Source organism: Clostridium cochlearium (assembly GCF_900187165.1).
Classification (GTDB): domain Bacteria; phylum Bacillota; class Clostridia; order Clostridiales; family Clostridiaceae; genus Clostridium_G; species Clostridium_G cochlearium.
In genome coordinates this window covers 38,242-58,860 of the sequence record NZ_LT906477.1, presented here as the reverse complement: position 1 = coordinate 58,860, position 20,619 = coordinate 38,242, and the positions used below count along the sequence as shown (strand labels likewise).

Below are 20,619 nucleotides of genomic sequence, written 5' to 3'. Positions count from 1 at the left end.
TACTCTGTGCAATTTTCAAAGAACATTTTGAAAGACATAAGTCTCTCAAAATTAAACAGAGAATATAAGCCAATATTTTACTCCTTAGAAAGGAGGTGATCCAGCCGCAGGTTCTCCTACGGCTACCTTGTTACGACTTCACCCCAATCATTAACCCCACCTTCGGCCGCTGGCTCCTTACGGTTACCTCACGGACTTCGGGTGTTGCCAACTCTCATGGTGTGACGGGCGGTGTGTACAAGGCCCGGGAACGTATTCACCGCAACATTCTGATTTGCGATTACTAGCAACTCCGGCTTCATGCAGGCGAGTTTCAGCCTGCAATCCGAACTGGGATGGGTTTTTGAGATTTGCTCCACCTCGCGGTATCGCTTCTCTCTGTACCCACCATTGTAGCACGTGTGTAGCCCTGGACATAAGGGGCATGATGATTTGACGTCATCCCCACCTTCCTCCCGGTTCACCCGGGCAGTCTCATTAGAGTGCTCAACTTAATGGTAGCAACTAATAATAAGGGTTGCGCTCGTTGCGGGACTTAACCCAACATCTCACGACACGAGCTGACGACAACCATGCACCACCTGTCTCCCTGTCTCCGAAGAGATTTCCTCAGTTACGAGTAATTCAGGGGATGTCAAGTCCAGGTAAGGTTCTTCGCGTTGCTTCGAATTAAACCACATGCTCCGCTGCTTGTGCGGGCCCCCGTCAATTCCTTTGAGTTTTAGTCTTGCGACCGTACTCCCCAGGCGGAATACTTAATGTGTTAACTGCGGCACAGAAGGTTGGACCCTCCTACACCTAGTATTCATCGTTTACGGCGTGGACTACCAGGGTATCTAATCCTGTTTGCTACCCACGCTTTCGTGCCTCAGCGTCAGTTACAGTCCAGGAAACCGCCTTCGCCACTGGTGTTCTTCCTAATCTCTACGCATTTCACCGCTACACTAGGAATTCCGTTTCCCTCTCCTGTACTCTAGATGCCCAGTTTGAAATGCAGCCCCTAAGTTAAGCCTAGGTATTTCACATCTCACTTAAGCATCCGCCTACGCACCCTTTACGCCCAGTAAATCCGGACAACGCTTGCCACCTACGTATTACCGCGGCTGCTGGCACGTAGTTAGCCGTGGCTTCCTCATCTGGTACCGTCATTATCGTCCCAGAAAACAGGGTTTTACGATCCGAAAACCTTCATCACCCACGCGGCGTTGCTGCGTCAGGGTTTCCCCCATTGCGCAATATTCCCCACTGCTGCCTCCCGTAGGAGTCTGGACCGTGTCTCAGTTCCAATGTGGCCGATCACCCTCTCAGGTCGGCTACCCATCGTTGCCTTGGTAAGCCATTACCCTACCAACTAGCTAATGGGACGCGGGCCCATCTCAAAGCGGATTACTCCTTTGGTTAAAGTTTCATGCGAAACTCTAACTTTATGCGGTATTAATCCTCCTTTCGGAGGGCTATTCCCCTCTTTGAGGCAGGTTGCCCACGTGTTACTCACCCGTCCGCCGCTAATCCACTTCCCGAAGGAAGCTTCATCGCTCGACTTGCATGTGTTAAGCACGCCGCCAGCGTTCGTCCTGAGCCAGGATCAAACTCTCAATTTAAAAGTTTAATCTTTATCAACTGTATAATTGATAAAATTTGCTCATTACTATTTTTTTTGATTCTCAATAAGAATCGACTGGCTTATTTCTCTGTTTAATTTTCAAAGACCTATTTGTCTGTCGCAATCAAACGACTTTTACAGTATACAAGTTTTTTTAAAACTTGTCAACACTTTTTTAAAATTTATCTTAAAAATGTGTTGTTTGCTGTGTTGTCATCTCGTGACGACAAGTGTTATTGTATCAAATTTATTAGCAACTCAAAATAACTTTTTCTTTATTATTTATAATTAGATAAACTTTTATCTGTATTCCTCTTAAATTTAATGTTTTCCTTATAGTGATACCCCAGGTCACGTTTATATGAGATTATAAAAATTTTATAAGTATTATTTTTCTTTATGTAAAAAAGACCTCATCATAATTGATGAGGTCTAAGTGGTGGCTCGACCAGGAATCGAACCAGGGACACGAGGATTTTCAGTCCTCTGCTCTACCGACTGAGCTATCGAGCCATATGTTATTACCTGGCAATGTCCTACTCTCCCACAAGGTTGCCCTTGCAGTACCATTGGCGCTTAGAAGCTTAACCATCGTGTTCGGCATGGGAACGGGTGTTACCTTCTAGCTATAATCACCAGATGCTGATTTACAGAAATCTTTGATTTCGTTTTAAATCAGTACTCCTGAACTAAAGTTTAGGAGTTTCATTGAAAGAATTATTCTTTCAAAATTGCACAGAGTAATATTTTTGATCAAGCCTTCGATCTATTAGTATCAGTCAGCTAAATACATTGCTGCACTTACACCTCTGACCTATCAACCTTGTGTTCTTCAAGGGATCTTATTGACTTACGTCATGGGAAATCTCATCTTAGGGTGGGCTTCACGCTTAGATGCTTTCAGCGTTTATCCCTTCCTGACTTAGCTACCCAGCTGTGCCACTGGCGTGACAACTGGTGCACCAGAGGTCAGTCCATCCCGGTCCTCTCGTACTAAGGACAGCTCCCTTCAAATTTCCTACGCCCGCGACGGATAGGGACCGAACTGTCTCACGACGTTCTGAACCCAGCTCGCGTGCCGCTTTAATGGGCGAACAGCCCAACCCTTGGGACCTACTCCAGCCCCAGGATGCGACGAGCCGACATCGAGGTGCCAAACCTCCCCGTCGATGTGGACTCTTGGGGGAGATCAGCCTGTTATCCCCGAGGTAGCTTTTATCCGTTGAGCGATGGCCCTCCCACGAGGAACCACCGGATCACTAAGCCCGACTTTCGTCCCTGCTCCACCTGTATGTGTCGCAGTCAGGCTCCCTTATGCCTTTACACTCTACGCGCGATTTCCGACCGCGCTGAGGGAACCTTTGGGCGCCTCCGTTACTTTTTAGGAGGCGACCGCCCCAGTCAAACTGCCCACCTAACAATGTCCGGCAACCTGTTTCAAGGCTTTCCGTTAGAATTTCAGTACTATCAGGGTGGTATCCCAAGGGTGACTCCACAGAAACTGACGCTCCTGCTTCCAAGTCTCCCACCTATCCTGTACAGACAATACCGAAATTCAATGTTAAGCTACAGTAAAGCTCTACGGGGTCTTTCCGTCCTATCGCGGGTAGCAAGCATCTTCACTTGCACTACAATTTCGCCGGATTTGCTGTTGAGACAGTGCCCAAGTCATTACGCCATTCGTGCGGGTCGGAACTTACCCGACAAGGAATTTCGCTACCTTAGGACCGTTATAGTTACGGCCGCCGTTCACTGGGGCTTAAGTTCACCGCTTCGCTTACGCTAACAGATCCCTTTAACCTTCCAGCACCGGGCAGGCGTCAGCCCCTATACATCAGCTTTCGCTTTAGCAGAGACCTGTGTTTTTGATAAACAGTTGCTTGGGCCTATTCACTGCGGCCTGCCGTGAAGCAGGCACCCCTTCTCCCGAAGTTACGGGGTCAATTTGCCTAGTTCCTTAACAGCAATTCTTCCGATGGTCTTAGGATTCTCTCCTCACCTACCTGTGTCGGTTTGCGGTACGGGCACCAACTTTCTCCATAGAGGCTTTTCTTGACAGTGTGGAATCAGGTACTTCGCCAAAATAGGCTCCCCGTAACACCTCAGCTAAGCTTGACGGATTTTCCAATCAAGCACGCCTAAGTGCTTAGACACACATCCAATAGTGTGCATACCTTATCCTTCTGTGTCACCCCATCTGTCAAACGAAAGTTGGCGGTATCGGAATATCAACCGATTGTCCATCACCTACGCCTTTCGGCCTGGGCTTAGGTCCCGACTAACCCTGAGCGGACGAACCTTCCTCAGGAAACCTTAGGTTTTCGACCAATAAGATTCTCACTTATTTCTCGCTACTCATGCCAGCATACTCACTCCTGTACAGTCCACCGCTTCTTACGATACGACTTCTACCCATACAGGAAGCTCCTCTACCATTCTATTGAATCCATAGCTTCGGTGGTAAGTTTGAGCCCCGGACATCTTCGGCGCAGGATCTCTTGACTAGTGAGCTATTACGCACTCTTTAAATGAGTGGCTGCTTCTAAGCCAACATCCTAGTTGTCTTAGAAATCCCACATCCTTTTCCACTTAACTTACACTTTGGGACCTTAGCTGATGGTCTGGGTTGTTTCCCTCTCGACTACGGATCTTATCACTCGCAGCCTGACTGCCTGGATAAAAGTATATGGCATTCGGAGTTTGATAGGGTTCAGTAACTGTTGTCAGCCCCTAGCCCATTCAGTGCTCTACCTCCATTACTCAATAACCAGACGCTAGCCCTAAAGCTATTTCGAGGAGAACCAGCTATCTCCGAGTTCGATTGGAATTTCTCCGCTATCCACAGGTCATCCCATGGTTTTTCAACACCAACGTGGTTCGGTCCTCCACGGAATTTTACTTCCGCTTCAACCTGCCCATGGATAGGTCACTCGGTTTCGGGTCTACAGCATGCAACTAGTCGCCCTATTCAGACTCGGTTTCCCTTCGGCTACGCACCTTAAGTGCTTAACCTTGCTACATACCGTAACTCGCTGGCTCGTTCTACAAAAAGCACGCGGTCACACATTAACGTGCTCCCACTGTTTGTAAGCATACGGTTTCAGGTTCTATTTCACTCCCCTTCCGGGGTTCTTTTCACCTTTCCCTCACGGTACTGCTTCACTATCGGTCACCAGTTAGTATTTAGCCTTGGGAGGTGGTCCTCCCTGCTTCCCACAAGGTTTCACGTGTCTCGTGGTACTCTGGATTAGACCTAAAAGACATATTTTTTTACCTACAGGACTATTACCTTCTGTGGTAGAGCGTTCCAGCTCTCTTCGATTAAAATCTGTCTTCGTTATGGTCTATCCACAACCCCAGAAATAAATTTCTGGTTTGGGCTCTTTCCTTTTCGCTCGCCGCTACTAAGAAAATCGATTTTTCTTTCTCTTCCTCCGGGTACTTAGATGTTTCAGTTCCCCGGGTATACCCCCATAAACCTATGTATTCAGTTTATGGTACATACCGTTAGGTATGCAGGTTTCCCCATTCGGAAATCTCCGGATCACAGGCTATTTGCGCCTACCCGAAGCTTATCGCAGCTTATCACGTCCTTCATCGGCTACTGGTGCCAAGGCATTCACCATATGCCCTTTGTAGCTTGATCTTTAAAATTCCTATAAACTTCGTATTGCGTCGTTATAAAGTTCGCTCTGGTACTCATTTAGCTTCCGCTAAACTCCGTTCCTCACTCACTTTATGCCTAGCACTACTTGTTTCTAGTAATTTTTAGTATTTTTCAATAACTTCTGTTATTAAAATTTAAAGGTTTAATTTACCTTAGTTTACTCTGTGCAATTTTCAAAGAACATTTAGAAAGACATAAGTCTCTCAAAATTAAACAGAGAATATAAACCAATATTTTACTCCTTAGAAAGGAGGTGATCCAGCCGCAGGTTCTCCTACGGCTACCTTGTTACGACTTCACCCCAATCATTAACCCCACCTTCGGCCGCTGGCTCCTTACGGTTACCTCACGGACTTCGGGTGTTGCCAACTCTCATGGTGTGACGGGCGGTGTGTACAAGGCCCGGGAACGTATTCACCGCAACATTCTGATTTGCGATTACTAGCAACTCCGGCTTCATGCAGGCGAGTTTCAGCCTGCAATCCGAACTGGGATGGGTTTTTGAGATTTGCTCCACCTCGCGGTATCGCTTCTCTCTGTACCCACCATTGTAGCACGTGTGTAGCCCTGGACATAAGGGGCATGATGATTTGACGTCATCCCCACCTTCCTCCCGGTTCACCCGGGCAGTCTCATTAGAGTGCTCAACTTAATGGTAGCAACTAATAATAAGGGTTGCGCTCGTTGCGGGACTTAACCCAACATCTCACGACACGAGCTGACGACAACCATGCACCACCTGTCTCCCTGTCTCCGAAGAGATTTCCTCAGTTACGAGTAATTCAGGGGATGTCAAGTCCAGGTAAGGTTCTTCGCGTTGCTTCGAATTAAACCACATGCTCCGCTGCTTGTGCGGGCCCCCGTCAATTCCTTTGAGTTTTAGTCTTGCGACCGTACTCCCCAGGCGGAATACTTAATGTGTTAACTGCGGCACAGAAGGTTGGACCCTCCTACACCTAGTATTCATCGTTTACGGCGTGGACTACCAGGGTATCTAATCCTGTTTGCTACCCACGCTTTCGTGCCTCAGCGTCAGTTACAGTCCAGGAAACCGCCTTCGCCACTGGTGTTCTTCCTAATCTCTACGCATTTCACCGCTACACTAGGAATTCCGTTTCCCTCTCCTGTACTCTAGATGCCCAGTTTGAAATGCAGCCCCTAAGTTAAGCCTAGGTATTTCACATCTCACTTAAGCATCCGCCTACGCACCCTTTACGCCCAGTAAATCCGGACAACGCTTGCCACCTACGTATTACCGCGGCTGCTGGCACGTAGTTAGCCGTGGCTTCCTCATCTGGTACCGTCATTATCGTCCCAGAAAACAGGGTTTTACGATCCGAAAACCTTCATCACCCACGCGGCGTTGCTGCGTCAGGGTTTCCCCCATTGCGCAATATTCCCCACTGCTGCCTCCCGTAGGAGTCTGGACCGTGTCTCAGTTCCAATGTGGCCGATCACCCTCTCAGGTCGGCTACCCATCGTTGCCTTGGTAAGCCATTACCCTACCAACTAGCTAATGGGACGCGGGCCCATCTCAAAGCAGATTACTCCTTTGGTTAAAGTTTCATGCGAAACTCTAACTTTATGCGGTATTAATCCTCCTTTCGGAGGGCTATTCCCCTCTTTGAGGCAGGTTGCCCACGTGTTACTCACCCGTCCGCCGCTAATCCACTTCCCGAAGGAAGCTTCATCGCTCGACTTGCATGTGTTAAGCACGCCGCCAGCGTTCGTCCTGAGCCAGGATCAAACTCTCAATTTAAAAGTTTAATCTTTATCAACTATATAATTGATAAAATTTGCTCATTACTATTTTTTTTGATTCTCAATAAGAATCGACTGGCTTATTTCTCTGTTTAATTTTCAAAGACCTATTTGTCTGTCGCAATCAAGCGACTTTTACAGTATACAAGTTTTTTTAAAACTTGTCAACACTTTTTTATTAAATATTTTATGTTTAATAAATGTGTTGTTTTCAAGGTTACGCGTTGTTTTGTTTCAACAACGTATTTTATTTTAACATATTTAGATTTAGATACATATTATCAATATCTTATTTTATACAATTATCTCTTACTTAATCCTTATTTTTATCTTTTTCTCTATATTTCATGTAAAGATACACTTGATCCAGTTGTTTAATACAATACTCTTGAAAGTATACTCTCAAGAGTATTGTACCCATAATATATAAAAATAATCATATATTCTTTATATATATTTTATCTTCATATACATCTACCTCTATATTTGTTCCTTCTTTTACCTTGCCTCTAAAATATTCTTCAGATATTTCATCTTCAATATACCTTTGTATAGCTCTTCTTAGCTCTCTTGCACCATATTTTTCACTATATCCTATTCTTAATATAAAATCTTTAACTTCTTTTGTAAAATGTACTTTTATATTTTTTTCATTTAAATCTTCTGAAACATCATTAAACATAATATCTATAATATCATATAACTCTTCTTTGTTTAATTTCTCAAATACAACAATTTCATCTATCCTATTTATAAATTCTGGTTTAAATGTCTCTTTTAACGCATCCTTTATGCTATTTTCAATTTGAATTGAATTTGTATTTCCAAATCCTATTGTACTTTCCTTAAAATTAGTGCCCAAATTAGATGTCATTATTATTACAGAATTATCAAAAAAAACAGTTCTGCCTTGATTGTCTGTCAATCTTCCATCTTCTAGCACCTGTAAAAGCATATTAAATATATCTGGATGTGCTTTTTCTATTTCATCTAAAAGAACAACTGAATACGGTTTTCTTCTAATTTTTTCAGTTAATTGTCCTCCCTCATCATATCCAATATATCCAGGAGGTGATCCTATGAGTTTTGAAGCTGTATGCTTTTCCATATATTCTGACATGTCTATTCTTATTAAAGCATCTTCATCTCCAAACAATTCACATGCTAAAGCTTTAACAAGTTCTGTTTTCCCAACTCCTGTTGGTCCTACAAATATAAATGAAGCTGGCCTTTTTTTACTCTTGAATCCTAATCTATTTCTTCTTATGGTCCTTGAGAGTTTACGTACCGCTCTATCTTGACCAATTACCCTTTTATGAAGTCTTTGCTCCAAATTTAATAATTTTTCTACCTCTTTTTCTCTTACCTTTTGAACTGGTATTTTAGTCCATGCCTCAATTACATAAGCTATATCATCTATTGATAATTCTACTTTACTCTTCTTTTCTAACTGTTGAACTTTATCTTTTAACTTATATTCTTCCGTTTTATATTGAGCTGCTTTCTCATAATCTCCATTATTTGCTGCATCTAACATTTTACTTTGTAGTTTCTCTAGCTCTTCTTTTGCAATTTTAAGTTCCATTAAATTCTTATTTCTTAAATTAGCTCTAGAGCTAGCCTCATCTATAACGTCTATGGCTTTATCAGGTAAATATCTATCTGTTATATATCTTTTAGATAATTTTACAGCCTCTTCTACAACATCCTTAGTTATTTTAACATTATGATACTCTTCATAGTATACTTTTATTCTATTTAAAATTTCTATTGTTTCATCAACTGATGGTTCTTCAACTAATATTGGTTGGAATCTTCTTTCCAATGCAGAATCTTTTTCTATATATTTTCTATATTCCTCCAAAGTTGTAGCTCCAATAACTTGAATGTCTCCTCTAGCTAAAGCAGGTTTTAATATATTAGCAGCATTAAGAGCTCCACCTTGAGCTTCCCCTGCTCCTATAATATTATGAACTTCATCTATAACTAATATAACATTTTCACTCTCCGTTACTTCATCTACTATAGCTTTCATACGTCCTTCAAATTGTCCCCTAAATTGAGTGCCTGCTACTACAGAAGTTAGATCTAATAAATATATTTCCTTATTTAATAATTTTATAGGAACGTTTTTTTCTATTATTTTTACCGCTAGCCCCTCTGCTATAGCTGTCTTACCAACTCCAGGTTCCCCAATAAGTATAGGATTATTTTTATTCCTTCTATTTAATATTTGAATTATCCTTTCTAATTCTTTATCTCTCCCCACTACAACATCTATCTTATTATTCTTTGCCTTATCATTCAAATTTATTGCATATTTATCTAGATTTTTTTTCTTATTCATAAACTTAGATCTTGTTTTTACATTAGATTTACTTTGTGAAATATTATTTTTTTCATCATTATGATTTTTATTATTCTTATCTATAAAATCCTGTTTCATTTGAGACGCATTCATTTCACTCATATTATTGATAATATTAGAAAATAAATCATTACTTAAAAGTTCATTTATGTCCATATTTTCTAATAATTTATTCATTTGTTCAGCATAAGTTTCCATATCTTCTGGAGTTACTCCTGCTGCTTCAATTATCTGGTTTAAAGGCTGTACATTCATCTTTTTAGCACATTCAACGCATATTCCTACAATTTGAGGTTTCTCATCTTTAAATCTAGTTGTAAAAATAGTAGCAACATTTTTATTACATATAGAACATAACTTCATATACTTCACTCCAATTTACAATTTAATTAATTTAAGTATTCAAATTGTTATTATAGTATAACATAAACTTTAATTCTAATTTATTAAATAAGTATTAAATTATACTTTACTTATTCTTCTCTTAATATACAATATAAATATGTAATAATATTAGTAACTTGTTTATTTAGCCAAGGAGGTGTTAATATGAAATTTAATTTCACATCATTTTTATCTATATTTTTCTTCATAAACATTATAATAATTACATTAGTTATACTATTAGAACGGAAAAGACCTGAAAAAACCATAGCATGGCTTTTAATAATAACTTTATTACCACCTATAGGCATTTTTTTATATATATTTTTAGGACGTAACTGGAAGATGCATAAATTAAATACTGATTTTTCTCCTAAAGTTAGAGAACTCATTTATAGATCTATGGATAAAATAGATGATCCAGATTATTTTCCTCTTATTCATTTAATCGCTGAAAATAGTGAGTCCCCTTTATTTTTAAATAATTCAATAGAAATATTTAAAGACGGCACTGAAAAATTTCAAGCTTTAAAAAAAGAATTATTAAAAGCTAAACATCATATACATTTAGAATACTATATTGTAAAAAACGACATAATAGGTAATGAAATAAAAGATCTATTAATAAAAAAATCTTTAGAAGGAATTGAAGTGAGATTCATTTTAGATAGAGTAGGATCAATAAAACTTGGCAAAGAATATATTGAAGATATGATTAAAGCTGGCATTGATGTAGTTGAATACTCATATTTTCTTGCTCCTTTATTAAAAAAAATAAATACTCAAATTAATTATAGGAACCATAGAAAGATTGCAATTATAGATGGAAAGGTTGGTTTTGTTGGTGGTATTAATATAGGAGATGAATACTTAGGAAAGGGAGAATTAGGGTATTGGCGTGATACTCACATAATGGTTAAAGGCGATTTTGTATTAGGTCTTCAGGCTGTGTTTATAGATGATTTTTGGACAATAAAAAAGGCAAATAATGATAGCTTTTTAATAAATAAAGATTTTAATTCATATTTTCCTAAAATAAATCAACCTGAAAAAAAATTAATGCAACTAGCTAAAAGTGGTCCTAATTCTCCTTATTCATCCATTATGCAGGGAATATTGAAAATGATATACATGGCTACTGAACATATATATATAACAACACCTTATTTTGTTCCTTCAGAAAGTATTATGGAAGCTTTAAAAATAGCTTCTCTAAGTGGAGTAGATGTGAGAATTTTATTTCCTGGTCAGTATGATCATTTCACAGTATACTATGCTTCAAAGACATATTTAGCTGAGCTCTTAAAGTCCGGAGCAAAAGTTCACTTTTATGATAAAAATTCCTTTGTTCATGCAAAAGTTATTACTGTTGATGGGAAAGTATCTACTATAGGTACTGCTAATATGGATATTAGAAGTTTTGATTTAAATTATGAAATAAACGCTATAATATATGATGAAGAAACAACTATTAAATTAGAAGAAATGTTTTTTGAAGACCTTAAACATAGTAAAAGTGTAACAGAACAAGATTTTAATGAAACTTCTAACTTTATTAAATTTATCGAGGCTATAACTAGGTTATTTTCTGCTCTACTATAAAAACTTTAAGGAGGTATAACTATTAATAATATAAAACATTTAGAAGAAGAAATAAAAAAAATATGTGAAAATTATAAAGATGATACTATAGGAGGATGGGCTATGGGAAGTGGCCCTATTCCATGCGATATTTTATTTATAGGTGAAGCTCCAGGTAAAACAGAAGTAGAAGAAGGAAAACCTTTTGTAGGTATGGCGGGTAAAAACTTTCAGTACTATTTAGATATGATTAATTTAAATAGAGAAAATATAAGAATAACTAACACTTGCTACTTTAGACCTATTAAAATAAAAATAAACCCTTCCGGCAAAAAAACTATAAGTAATAGGGCTCCTAAAACATCGGAAATAAATCTTTTTGAACATATTTTAAAAAAAGAAATAGAATTAGTAAATCCTAAAATTATTATAACTTTAGGAAATACCCCACTAAAAACATTTCATGATTATAATTCTACTATAGGTAACTATCATGGTAATTTACTATTCAGTAAAAAACTAAATATGAATATATTTCCTATGTACCACCCTTCTGCATTAATATATAATAGAACTGATTTATTTAAAGAATCTTATAAAAAAGATTGGATAAAACTTTCAAATATATTAAATAAATTAAAATAAAGCTTTCATTGCAATGAAAGCTTTATTTTAATTTATTTTATTAAATCATCATCTTCTCCATTTGGCATTGTAAAATTACAAGGTCCTCCCTCGCAATTTTCTACTATATCATCATCTTCTGGTTTTAATATTGAATCATGCAACTCTTCTACTTTTGCATCTTCTATTTTGTATTCTTTTATACTTTTATAATCTGTACATGTGCCATCATTATCACATTTAACTTCTTCTTTTTTATTCCCTTTATTTGATTTTTTGATATCATTAATTCTATCTTCTAATTCCATAATTTTATTATATGATTCTTCTAATTGCTTGCAACTATCTTCTAAATCTTTATCTATTATATCCCCATTTTCATATTTAGAATATACAACTCTGCCTATTTCTCTATATAATTCTTCAACATTGTTTTTTTCTGATGAAATATTTAAATTCAATTTAGATATTTCAACAAATTCAGTTGATTTTTGTGCTACCGTATTTGCTCCATCTCCAACAGTTTTAGCTATCTTTGATAAACCTATGTTTATACTATTTTTAATTGACATATTAATCCCCCTTTCAATAATTTATGTAATATCATCATACAATACTATATTATCTATGTCAATTTACTTTAAAATAGTTAATAATTACTTAATATTATTATACAAAAAAAAACTGTCTACAAAATTAATTGTAGACAGTTTTTTGGTGACCCACCGGGGAATCGAACCCCGGACAACATGATTAAAAGTCATGTGCTCTACCAACTGAGCTAGTGGATCATATATTACCTGGCAATGTCCTACTCTCCCACAAGGTTGCCCTTGCAGTACCATTGGCGCTTAGAAGCTTAACCATCGTGTTCGGCATGGGAACGGGTGTTACCTTCTAGCTATAATCACCAGATGCTGATTTACAGAAATCTTTGATTTCGTTTTAAATCAGTACTCCTGAACTAAAGTTTAGGAGTTTCATTGAAAGAATTATTCTTTCAAAATTGCACAGAGTAATATTTTTGATCAAGCCTTCGATCTATTAGTATCAGTCAGCTAAATACATTGCTGCACTTACACCTCTGACCTATCAACCTTGTGTTCTTCAAGGGATCTTATTGACTTACGTCATGGGAAATCTCATCTTAGGGTGGGCTTCACGCTTAGATGCTTTCAGCGTTTATCCCTTCCTGACTTAGCTACCCAGCTGTGCCACTGGCGTGACAACTGGTGCACCAGAGGTCAGTCCATCCCGGTCCTCTCGTACTAAGGACAGCTCCCTTCAAATTTCCTACGCCCGCGACGGATAGGGACCGAACTGTCTCACGACGTTCTGAACCCAGCTCGCGTGCCGCTTTAATGGGCGAACAGCCCAACCCTTGGGACCTACTCCAGCCCCAGGATGCGACGAGCCGACATCGAGGTGCCAAACCTCCCCGTCGATGTGGACTCTTGGGGGAGATCAGCCTGTTATCCCCGAGGTAGCTTTTATCCGTTGAGCGATGGCCCTCCCACGAGGAACCACCGGATCACTAAGCCCGACTTTCGTCCCTGCTCCACCTGTATGTGTCGCAGTCAGGCTCCCTTATGCCTTTACACTCTACGCGCGATTTCCGACCGCGCTGAGGGAACCTTTGGGCGCCTCCGTTACTTTTTAGGAGGCGACCGCCCCAGTCAAACTGCCCACCTAACAATGTCCGGCAACCTGTTTCAAGGCTTTCCGTTAGAATTTCAGTACTATCAGGGTGGTATCCCAAGGGTGACTCCACAGAAACTGACGCTCCTGCTTCCAAGTCTCCCACCTATCCTGTACAGACAATACCGAAATTCAATGTTAAGCTACAGTAAAGCTCTACGGGGTCTTTCCGTCCTATCGCGGGTAGCAAGCATCTTCACTTGCACTACAATTTCGCCGGATTTGCTGTTGAGACAGTGCCCAAGTCATTACGCCATTCGTGCGGGTCGGAACTTACCCGACAAGGAATTTCGCTACCTTAGGACCGTTATAGTTACGGCCGCCGTTCACTGGGGCTTAAGTTCACCGCTTCGCTTACGCTAACAGATCCCTTTAACCTTCCAGCACCGGGCAGGCGTCAGCCCCTATACATCAGCTTTCGCTTTAGCAGAGACCTGTGTTTTTGATAAACAGTTGCTTGGGCCTATTCACTGCGGCCTGCCGTGAAGCAGGCACCCCTTCTCCCGAAGTTACGGGGTCAATTTGCCTAGTTCCTTAACAGCAATTCTTCCGATGGTCTTAGGATTCTCTCCTCACCTACCTGTGTCGGTTTGCGGTACGGGCACCAACTTTCTCCATAGAGGCTTTTCTTGACAGTGTGGAATCAGGTACTTCGCCAAAATAGGCTCCCCGTAACACCTCAGCTAAGCTTGACGGATTTGCCAATCAAGCACGCCTAAGTGCTTAGACACACATCCAATAGTGTGCATACCTTATCCTTCTGTGTCACCCCATCTGTCAAACGAAAGTTGGCGGTATCGGAATATCAACCGATTGTCCATCACCTACGCCTTTCGGCCTGGGCTTAGGTCCCGACTAACCCTGAGCGGACGAACCTTCCTCAGGAAACCTTAGGTTTTCGACCAATAAGATTCTCACTTATTTCTCGCTACTCATGCCAGCATACTCACTCCTGTACAGTCCACCGCTTCTTACGATACGACTTCTACCCATACAGGAAGCTCCTCTACCATTCTATTGAATCCATAGCTTCGGTGGTAAGTTTGAGCCCCGGACATCTTCGGCGCAGGATCTCTTGACTAGTGAGCTATTACGCACTCTTTAAATGAGTGGCTGCTTCTAAGCCAACATCCTAGTTGTCTTAGAAATCCCACATCCTTTTCCACTTAACTTACACTTTGGGACCTTAGCTGATGGTCTGGGTTGTTTCCCTCTCGACTACGGATCTTATCACTCGCAGCCTGACTGCCTGGATAAAAGTATATGGCATTCGGAGTTTGATAGGGTTCAGTAACTGTTGTCAGCCCCTAGCCCATTCAGTGCTCTACCTCCATTACTCAATAACCAGACGCTAGCCCTAAAGCTATTTCGAGGAGAACCAGCTATCTCCGAGTTCGATTGGAATTTCTCCGCTATCCACAGGTCATCCCATGGTTTTTCAACACCAACGTGGTTCGGTCCTCCACGGAATTTTACTTCCGCTTCAACCTGCCCATGGATAGGTCACTCGGTTTCGGGTCTACAGCATGCAACTAGTCGCCCTATTCAGACTCGGTTTCCCTTCGGCTACGCACCTTAAGTGCTTAACCTTGCTACATACCGTAACTCGCTGGCTCGTTCTACAAAAAGCACGCGGTCACACATTAACGTGCTCCCACTGTTTGTAAGCATACGGTTTCAGGTTCTATTTCACTCCCCTTCCGGGGTTCTTTTCACCTTTCCCTCACGGTACTGCTTCACTATCGGTCACCAGTTAGTATTTAGCCTTGGGAGGTGGTCCTCCCTGCTTCCCACAAGGTTTCACGTGTCTCGTGGTACTCTGGATTAGACCTAAAAGACATAATTTTTTACCTACAGGACTATTACCTTCTGTGGTAGAGCGTTCCAGCTCTCTTCGATTAAAGTCTGTCTTCGTTATGGTCTATCCACAACCCCAGAAATAAATTTCTGGTTTGGGCTCTTTCCTTTTCGCTCGCCGCTACTAAGAAAATCGATTTTTCTTTCTCTTCCTCCGGGTACTTAGATGTTTCAGTTCCCCGGGTATACCCCCATAAACCTATGTATTCAGTTTATGGTACATACCGTTAGGTATGCAGGTTTCCCCATTCGGAAATCTCCGGATCACAGGCTATTTGCGCCTACCCGAAGCTTATCGCAGCTTATCACGTCCTTCATCGGCTACTGGTGCCAAGGCATTCACCATATGCCCTTTGTAGCTTGATCTTTAAAATTCCTATAAACTTCGTATTGCGTCGTTATAAAGTTCGCTCTGGTACTCATTTAGCTTCCGCTAAACTCCGTTCCTCACTCACTTTATGCCTAGCACTACTTGTTTCTAGTAATTTTTAGTATTTTTCAATAACTTCTGTTATTAAAATTTAAAGGTTTAATTTACCTTAGTTTACTCTGTGCAATTTTCAAAGAACATTTTGAAAGACATAAGTCTCTCAAAATTAAACAGAGAATATAAGCCAATATTTTACTCCTTAGAAAGGAGGTGATCCAGCCGCAGGTTCTCCTACGGCTACCTTGTTACGACTTCACCCCAATCATTAACCCCACCTTCGGCCGCTGGCTCCTTACGGTTACCTCACGGACTTCGGGTGTTGCCAACTCTCATGGTGTGACGGGCGGTGTGTACAAGGCCCGGGAACGTATTCACCGCAACATTCTGATTTGCGATTACTAGCAACTCCGGCTTCATGCAGGCGAGTTTCAGCCTGCAATCCGAACTGGGATGGGTTTTTGAGATTTGCTCCACCTCGCGGTATCGCTTCTCTCTGTACCCACCATTGTAGCACGTGTGTAGCCCTGGACATAAGGGGCATGATGATTTGACGTCATCCCCACCTTCCTCCCGGTTCACCCGGGCAGTCTCATTAGAGTGCTCAACTTAATGGTAGCAACTAATAATAAGGGTTGCGCTCGTTGCGGGACTTAACCCAACATCTCACGACACGAGCTGACGACAACCATGCACCACCTGTCTCCCTGTCTCCGAAGAGATTTCCTCAGTTACGAGTAATTCAGGGGATGTCAAGTCCAGGTAAGGTTCTTCGCGTTGCTTCGAATTAAACCACATGCTCCGCTGCTTGTGCGGGCCCCCGTCAATTCCTTTGAGTTTTAGTCTTGCGACCGTACTCCCCAGGCGGAATACTTAATGTGTTAACTGCGGCACAGAAGGTTGGACCCTCCTACACCTAGTATTCATCGTTTACGGCGTGGACTACCAGGGTATCTAATCCTGTTTGCTACCCACGCTTTCGTGCCTCAGCGTCAGTTACAGTCCAGGAAACCGCCTTCGCCACTGGTGTTCTTCCTAATCTCTACGCATTTCACCGCTACACTAGGAATTCCGTTTCCCTCTCCTGTACTCTAGATGCCCAGTTTGAAATGCAGCCCCTAAGTTAAGCCTAGGTATTTCACATCTCACTTAAGCATCCGCCTACGCACCCTTTACGCCCAGTAAATCCGGACAACGCTTGCCACCTACGTATTACCGCGGCTGCTGGCACGTAGTTAGCCGTGGCTTCCTCATCTGGTACCGTCATTATCGTCCCAGAAAACAGGGTTTTACGATCCGAAAACCTTCATCACCCACGCGGCGTTGCTGCGTCAGGGTTTCCCCCATTGCGCAATATTCCCCACTGCTGCCTCCCGTAGGAGTCTGGACCGTGTCTCAGTTCCAATGTGGCCGATCACCCTCTCAGGTCGGCTACCCATCGTTGCCTTGGTAAGCCATTACCCTACCAACTAGCTAATGGGACGCGGGCCCATCTCAAAGCGGATTACTCCTTTGGTTAAAGTTTCATGCGAAACTCTAACTTTATGCGGTATTAATCCTCCTTTCGGAGGGCTATTCCCCTCTTTGAGGCAGGTTGCCCACGTGTTACTCACCCGTCCGCCGCTAATCCACTTCCCGAAGGAAGCTTCATCGCTCGACTTGCATGTGTTAAGCACGCCGCCAGCGTTCGTCCTGAGCCAGGATCAAACTCTCAATTTAAAAGTTTAATCTTTATCAACTATATAATTGATAAAATTTGCTCATTACTATTTTTTGATTCTCAATAAGAATCGACTGGCTTATTTCTCCGTTTAATTTTCAAAGACCTATTTGTCTGTCGCAATCAAGCGACTTTTATAGTATACAAGTTTTTTTAAAACTTGTCAACACTTTTTTTTAAAATTTATCTTAAAAATGTGTTGTTTGCTGTGTTGTCATCTCGTGACGACAAGTGTTATTGTATCAAATTTATTAGCAAATCAAAATAACTTTTTCTTTATTATTTTAAATTAAGTTGATTTTAGTCTATATTTCTTTTAAATTCGATGTTTTTCTTATATTGATACGCTTGATTAAGTTGTTGTTAATTGGGCTCAAAAGATATAAAATATCAATGATAGATCTTTAATAAGTATATTAATTATTGTTAATGTTTTTTGTTATAATATCATATATATTTTAAACTTCTATCTGTGTGTATTATATGTATATAAGCAAGGGGAGGAATTTACCTAAATGAAAAACAAAAATAAAATAAAAATAATTATCTTTATTATAGTTATTATATTTTTTACCTATGGATATAATAAAACCTTTAATAATAGAGCTATTTCTTTGCCTAATATGGACAAGTCTATAGAGAAAATATCTAAAAAAACTATAACTAAAGATGCTATAATAAAAAAGATCCAAGAAAAACATGATTTAATAACTATGGAAGTAGACCTAAATAACGAAATTATATTAGATGATAGCTGGGGTAAACTGGACATATTTAAAAAAGTTATAAGTATAAATTTTTATGGAACAGGCATATACACCGTTAACCTATCCCAAATAAGTAAAGAAAATGTACTTATTCAACCTGCAAAAACAATAACTATAAATGTTCCAAAACCTAAAGTTAAATCTATAACTTTAAATGAAGATAAAACAACTTTTAAAACAGAAAAAGGATTACTTAGATTTGGAGAAGTAAAAATAACTCCTGCTGAAAACCAAATTCTAAATAAAAAAGCAAAAGAAAAAATGATAGATCAATTAAATGAAAAAACTTTAATTAAAACCGCTTCACTAAATACTGAAAAAGCCATAAAAAAAAGTCTTGAATCTATTCTTAATCCTCATGAAAACTACAACATAATTATAAAATTTATAGATAATTGAATTTTTTATAAAAATGGGTATATCATTTATAAATGATATACCCATTTGAAAATTAACAGAATATATATTAGTTTTACTTTAGCCAATTTAAATACTTTACCTTATTAAACAACCTTCCGTAGCAATTTAAATTGAATAAAACTATTAAGAACTATCTCTACTTTTATAAACTCTATTTCCCTCAAATATTTCGTTCAAATTAATAGAGTAAAAATAGAAATTTCTTAAGTACTATATTCTGCTATTACCATTTTATTTAATATATGTTTGATTCCATATAATTATTACTTGCTTATATATAATTTAACATTGATCTAATCCTTTTACAATAGTGTCATAATAATCTATTGTACATACTTCATTCTCAAAATTAATACAGTTCCTACAACTTTTATTGTTAAACTCTCCTGTTGATGCTTGAAATCCATCATAATTAGACATATATCCTGGACATACTTCTGCCACTGCCATCATTTCGTATACATTTCCCATAATATAATACCTCCTTAGTTTCTACTTATTATTTCCTTAATAGGATCAAATAAGTTTCTAATACATCTTTCCTGAATAAAATATTTACAGTTTTCACAACTATTTATCAGTGTTCCTCCATATTCTGATATAAATTTAGGCATAAAAGGAGTATAACTATCACAATTTTCTGCTACTATCATTTTCAGCTCTTCCATTCTCATATGTAATCACCTTCTTATTTCTAGGTTAATAATATTATTACCCAAAATCCAAAAATAATTCTAAAAAAATATTGCCACTATATAATATAGTGGCAATATTTTTAAATATATAAAATTGATTCTGTCTCTGTACAATACTTGGTTATAATGCATTTTCCCAAGTTTCGTGGACAATTTTTACATATGCAATTTTGCAAATTTCCATTACATTTACTATTTAAATATTCAGGGCAACTTTTACAATTATTATTAGTCATTTGTGAAAACCTCCTGTTTGTATCTACTTTAATTTCAAGCTTTTTATAGTTCTTTTTTGTATTTGATCTATTCTTTTATTTTTATATTTTATTTCATTAGTTGGACAGATATAAACACATCTTAAACACATCATGCATTTACTATGAAATACTACATACCCATTCTCAAAAGTTATATTATTTTGAGGACAATTTCTAAGGCAACGCCCACATTTTGTACAATCTTTTGAAGTACTTAAATTTCTAGATAAGTTTGGTAAATAATTATTAAAATACCTGCTAACTATTTTAGATAATATAACTCTAAATCCATTTACGCTTTCCTGTATATATTTTTTCTCTACAAAATTATCAACTATATTTTTAATTTTTCTTTCACAATTCAGTAATATTTCCTCAATCTCTTTTTCTGAACTCTTTTTCCCAACAGAAAAATAAAAATTATTAGTCATCTTAAACATTAATTTAGAAATTACATTATAATCTTTATTTTTAATTTTACTTTCCATAACTTGTACTGCACTAGCTTTTTGGGCACCTTGCGTAGAGTATAGTATAGTTTTTATTCTATTTCCCTGTGGTAGATCATTTAAAAAAGTATCTACTATTTTGGGATGTAATTCGGCATATATTGGTGTACCTATAATTAAAAAATTATATTTATTAATATCTATATCCTGTTTTTCTTCTATATTTATAAGATCTAATTCTATATTTTTCATATTAAAATAATATTTAAATTTATCAGCTACCCATTTTGTATTTCCCGTCCCACTAAAATAACATAATACCCCTTTCATTAAATCCCTAC

At 38.9% G+C, this 20,619-nt stretch carries 8 protein-coding genes, 2 tRNA genes and 7 rRNA genes; 3 read left to right on the top strand and 14 right to left on the bottom strand.

Annotated features, from left to right (window positions below; genetic code table 11):
- Positions 1-88: 88 nt before the first annotated feature.
- From CKV72_RS00305 to CKV72_RS00280, 6 genes are all read right to left on the bottom strand, one after another.
- Positions 89-1,601: ribosomal RNA gene (locus CKV72_RS00305) — 16S ribosomal RNA — on the bottom strand.
- A gap of 439 nt (positions 1,602-2,040) precedes the next feature.
- A tRNA-Phe gene (locus CKV72_RS00300) sits at positions 2,041-2,116 on the bottom strand.
- Between the two features lie 10 nt (positions 2,117-2,126).
- Positions 2,127-2,243: ribosomal RNA gene (gene rrf / locus CKV72_RS00295) — 5S ribosomal RNA — on the bottom strand.
- A 109-nt stretch (positions 2,244-2,352) separates the two neighbouring features.
- Positions 2,353-5,249: ribosomal RNA gene (locus tag CKV72_RS00290) — 23S ribosomal RNA — on the bottom strand.
- 267 nt (positions 5,250-5,516) lie between these two features.
- Positions 5,517-7,029: ribosomal RNA gene (locus CKV72_RS00285) — 16S ribosomal RNA — on the bottom strand.
- Together the 16S, 23S and 5S rRNA genes with 1 tRNA gene alongside form the textbook arrangement of a ribosomal RNA operon.
- 438 nt (positions 7,030-7,467) lie before the next feature.
- A complete protein-coding gene (locus tag CKV72_RS00280) occupies positions 7,468-9,762 on the bottom strand; it encodes an ATP-dependent Clp protease ATP-binding subunit (protein WP_095177171.1) in 2,295 nt (764 codons plus the stop codon).
- 186 nt (positions 9,763-9,948) lie between these two features.
- On the opposite strand from CKV72_RS00280, the gene cls reads away from it, so the two are divergent.
- Together cls and CKV72_RS00270 are read left to right on the top strand one after the other, a co-directional pair.
- Complete coding sequence (gene cls, locus CKV72_RS00275) at positions 9,949-11,385, top strand: cardiolipin synthase (protein WP_095177170.1); 1,437 nt, start codon at positions 9,949-9,951, stop codon at positions 11,383-11,385.
- A 102-nt stretch (positions 11,386-11,487) separates the two neighbouring features.
- The gene (locus CKV72_RS00270; RefSeq protein ID WP_207713346.1) at positions 11,488-12,009 is read left to right on the top strand and encodes a uracil-DNA glycosylase; all 522 of its coding nucleotides are present in this window, start codon (positions 11,488-11,490) and stop codon (positions 12,007-12,009) included.
- 32 nt (positions 12,010-12,041) lie between these two features.
- Here CKV72_RS00270 and CKV72_RS00265 read toward each other — a convergent pair whose 3' ends face one another.
- From CKV72_RS00265 to CKV72_RS00245, 5 genes are all read right to left on the bottom strand, one after another.
- A complete protein-coding gene (locus CKV72_RS00265; RefSeq protein WP_089868172.1) occupies positions 12,042-12,560 on the bottom strand; it encodes a hypothetical protein in 519 nt (172 codons plus the stop codon).
- 143 nt (positions 12,561-12,703) lie between these two features.
- Positions 12,704-12,779 (bottom strand) — tRNA-Lys (locus tag CKV72_RS00260).
- Positions 12,780-12,786: 7 nt separating this feature from the next.
- Positions 12,787-12,903: ribosomal RNA gene (gene rrf / locus CKV72_RS00255) — 5S ribosomal RNA — on the bottom strand.
- Positions 12,904-13,012: 109 nt separating this feature from the next.
- Positions 13,013-15,909 (bottom strand): 23S ribosomal RNA (locus CKV72_RS00250).
- 267 nt (positions 15,910-16,176) lie between these two features.
- Positions 16,177-17,689: ribosomal RNA gene (locus CKV72_RS00245) — 16S ribosomal RNA — on the bottom strand.
- A gap of 516 nt (positions 17,690-18,205) precedes the next feature.
- Between CKV72_RS00245 and CKV72_RS00240 the strand changes: the two genes are divergently transcribed.
- Positions 18,206-18,856, top strand: a complete 651-nt coding sequence (locus CKV72_RS00240) for a DUF4230 domain-containing protein (RefSeq protein ID WP_095177168.1) — start codon at positions 18,206-18,208, stop codon at positions 18,854-18,856.
- A 303-nt stretch (positions 18,857-19,159) separates the two neighbouring features.
- Here the strand turns inward: CKV72_RS00240 and CKV72_RS00235 are convergent, their stop codons facing one another.
- From CKV72_RS00235 to CKV72_RS00220, 3 genes are all read right to left on the bottom strand, one after another.
- Positions 19,160-19,348, bottom strand: a complete 189-nt coding sequence (locus CKV72_RS00235) for a hypothetical protein (RefSeq protein WP_095177167.1) — start codon at positions 19,346-19,348, stop codon at positions 19,160-19,162.
- A gap of 14 nt (positions 19,349-19,362) precedes the next feature.
- Complete coding sequence (locus CKV72_RS00230; RefSeq protein ID WP_143012637.1) at positions 19,363-19,545, bottom strand: hypothetical protein; 183 nt, start codon at positions 19,543-19,545, stop codon at positions 19,363-19,365.
- Between the two features lie 286 nt (positions 19,546-19,831).
- Positions 19,832-20,608, bottom strand: a complete 777-nt coding sequence (locus tag CKV72_RS00220; protein WP_095177166.1) for an EFR1 family ferrodoxin — start codon at positions 20,606-20,608, stop codon at positions 19,832-19,834.
- Positions 20,609-20,619 lie beyond the last annotated feature (11 nt).

What these genes read in the sequence shown, in the direction of transcription:
- CKV72_RS00280 (WP_095177171.1), bottom strand. Translation starts at nt 9,762, where the DNA reads ATGAAGTTATGTTCTATATGTAATAAAAATGTTGCTACTATTTTTACA.
- CKV72_RS00230 (WP_143012637.1), bottom strand. Translation starts at nt 19,545, where the DNA reads ATGGAAGAGCTGAAAATGATAGTAGCAGAAAATTGTGATAGTTATACT.
- CKV72_RS00265 (WP_089868172.1), bottom strand. Translation starts at nt 12,560, where the DNA reads ATGTCAATTAAAAATAGTATAAACATAGGTTTATCAAAGATAGCTAAA.
- CKV72_RS00240 (WP_095177168.1), top strand. Translation starts at nt 18,206, where the DNA reads ATGAAAAACAAAAATAAAATAAAAATAATTATCTTTATTATAGTTATT.
- CKV72_RS00235 (WP_095177167.1), bottom strand. Translation starts at nt 19,348, where the DNA reads ATGGGAAATGTATACGAAATGATGGCAGTGGCAGAAGTATGTCCAGGA.
- CKV72_RS00270 (WP_207713346.1), top strand. Translation starts at nt 11,488, where the DNA reads ATGGGAAGTGGCCCTATTCCATGCGATATTTTATTTATAGGTGAAGCT.
- CKV72_RS00220 (WP_095177166.1), bottom strand. Translation starts at nt 20,608, where the DNA reads ATGAAAGGGGTATTATGTTATTTTAGTGGGACGGGAAATACAAAATGG.
- cls (WP_095177170.1), top strand. Translation starts at nt 9,949, where the DNA reads ATGAAATTTAATTTCACATCATTTTTATCTATATTTTTCTTCATAAAC.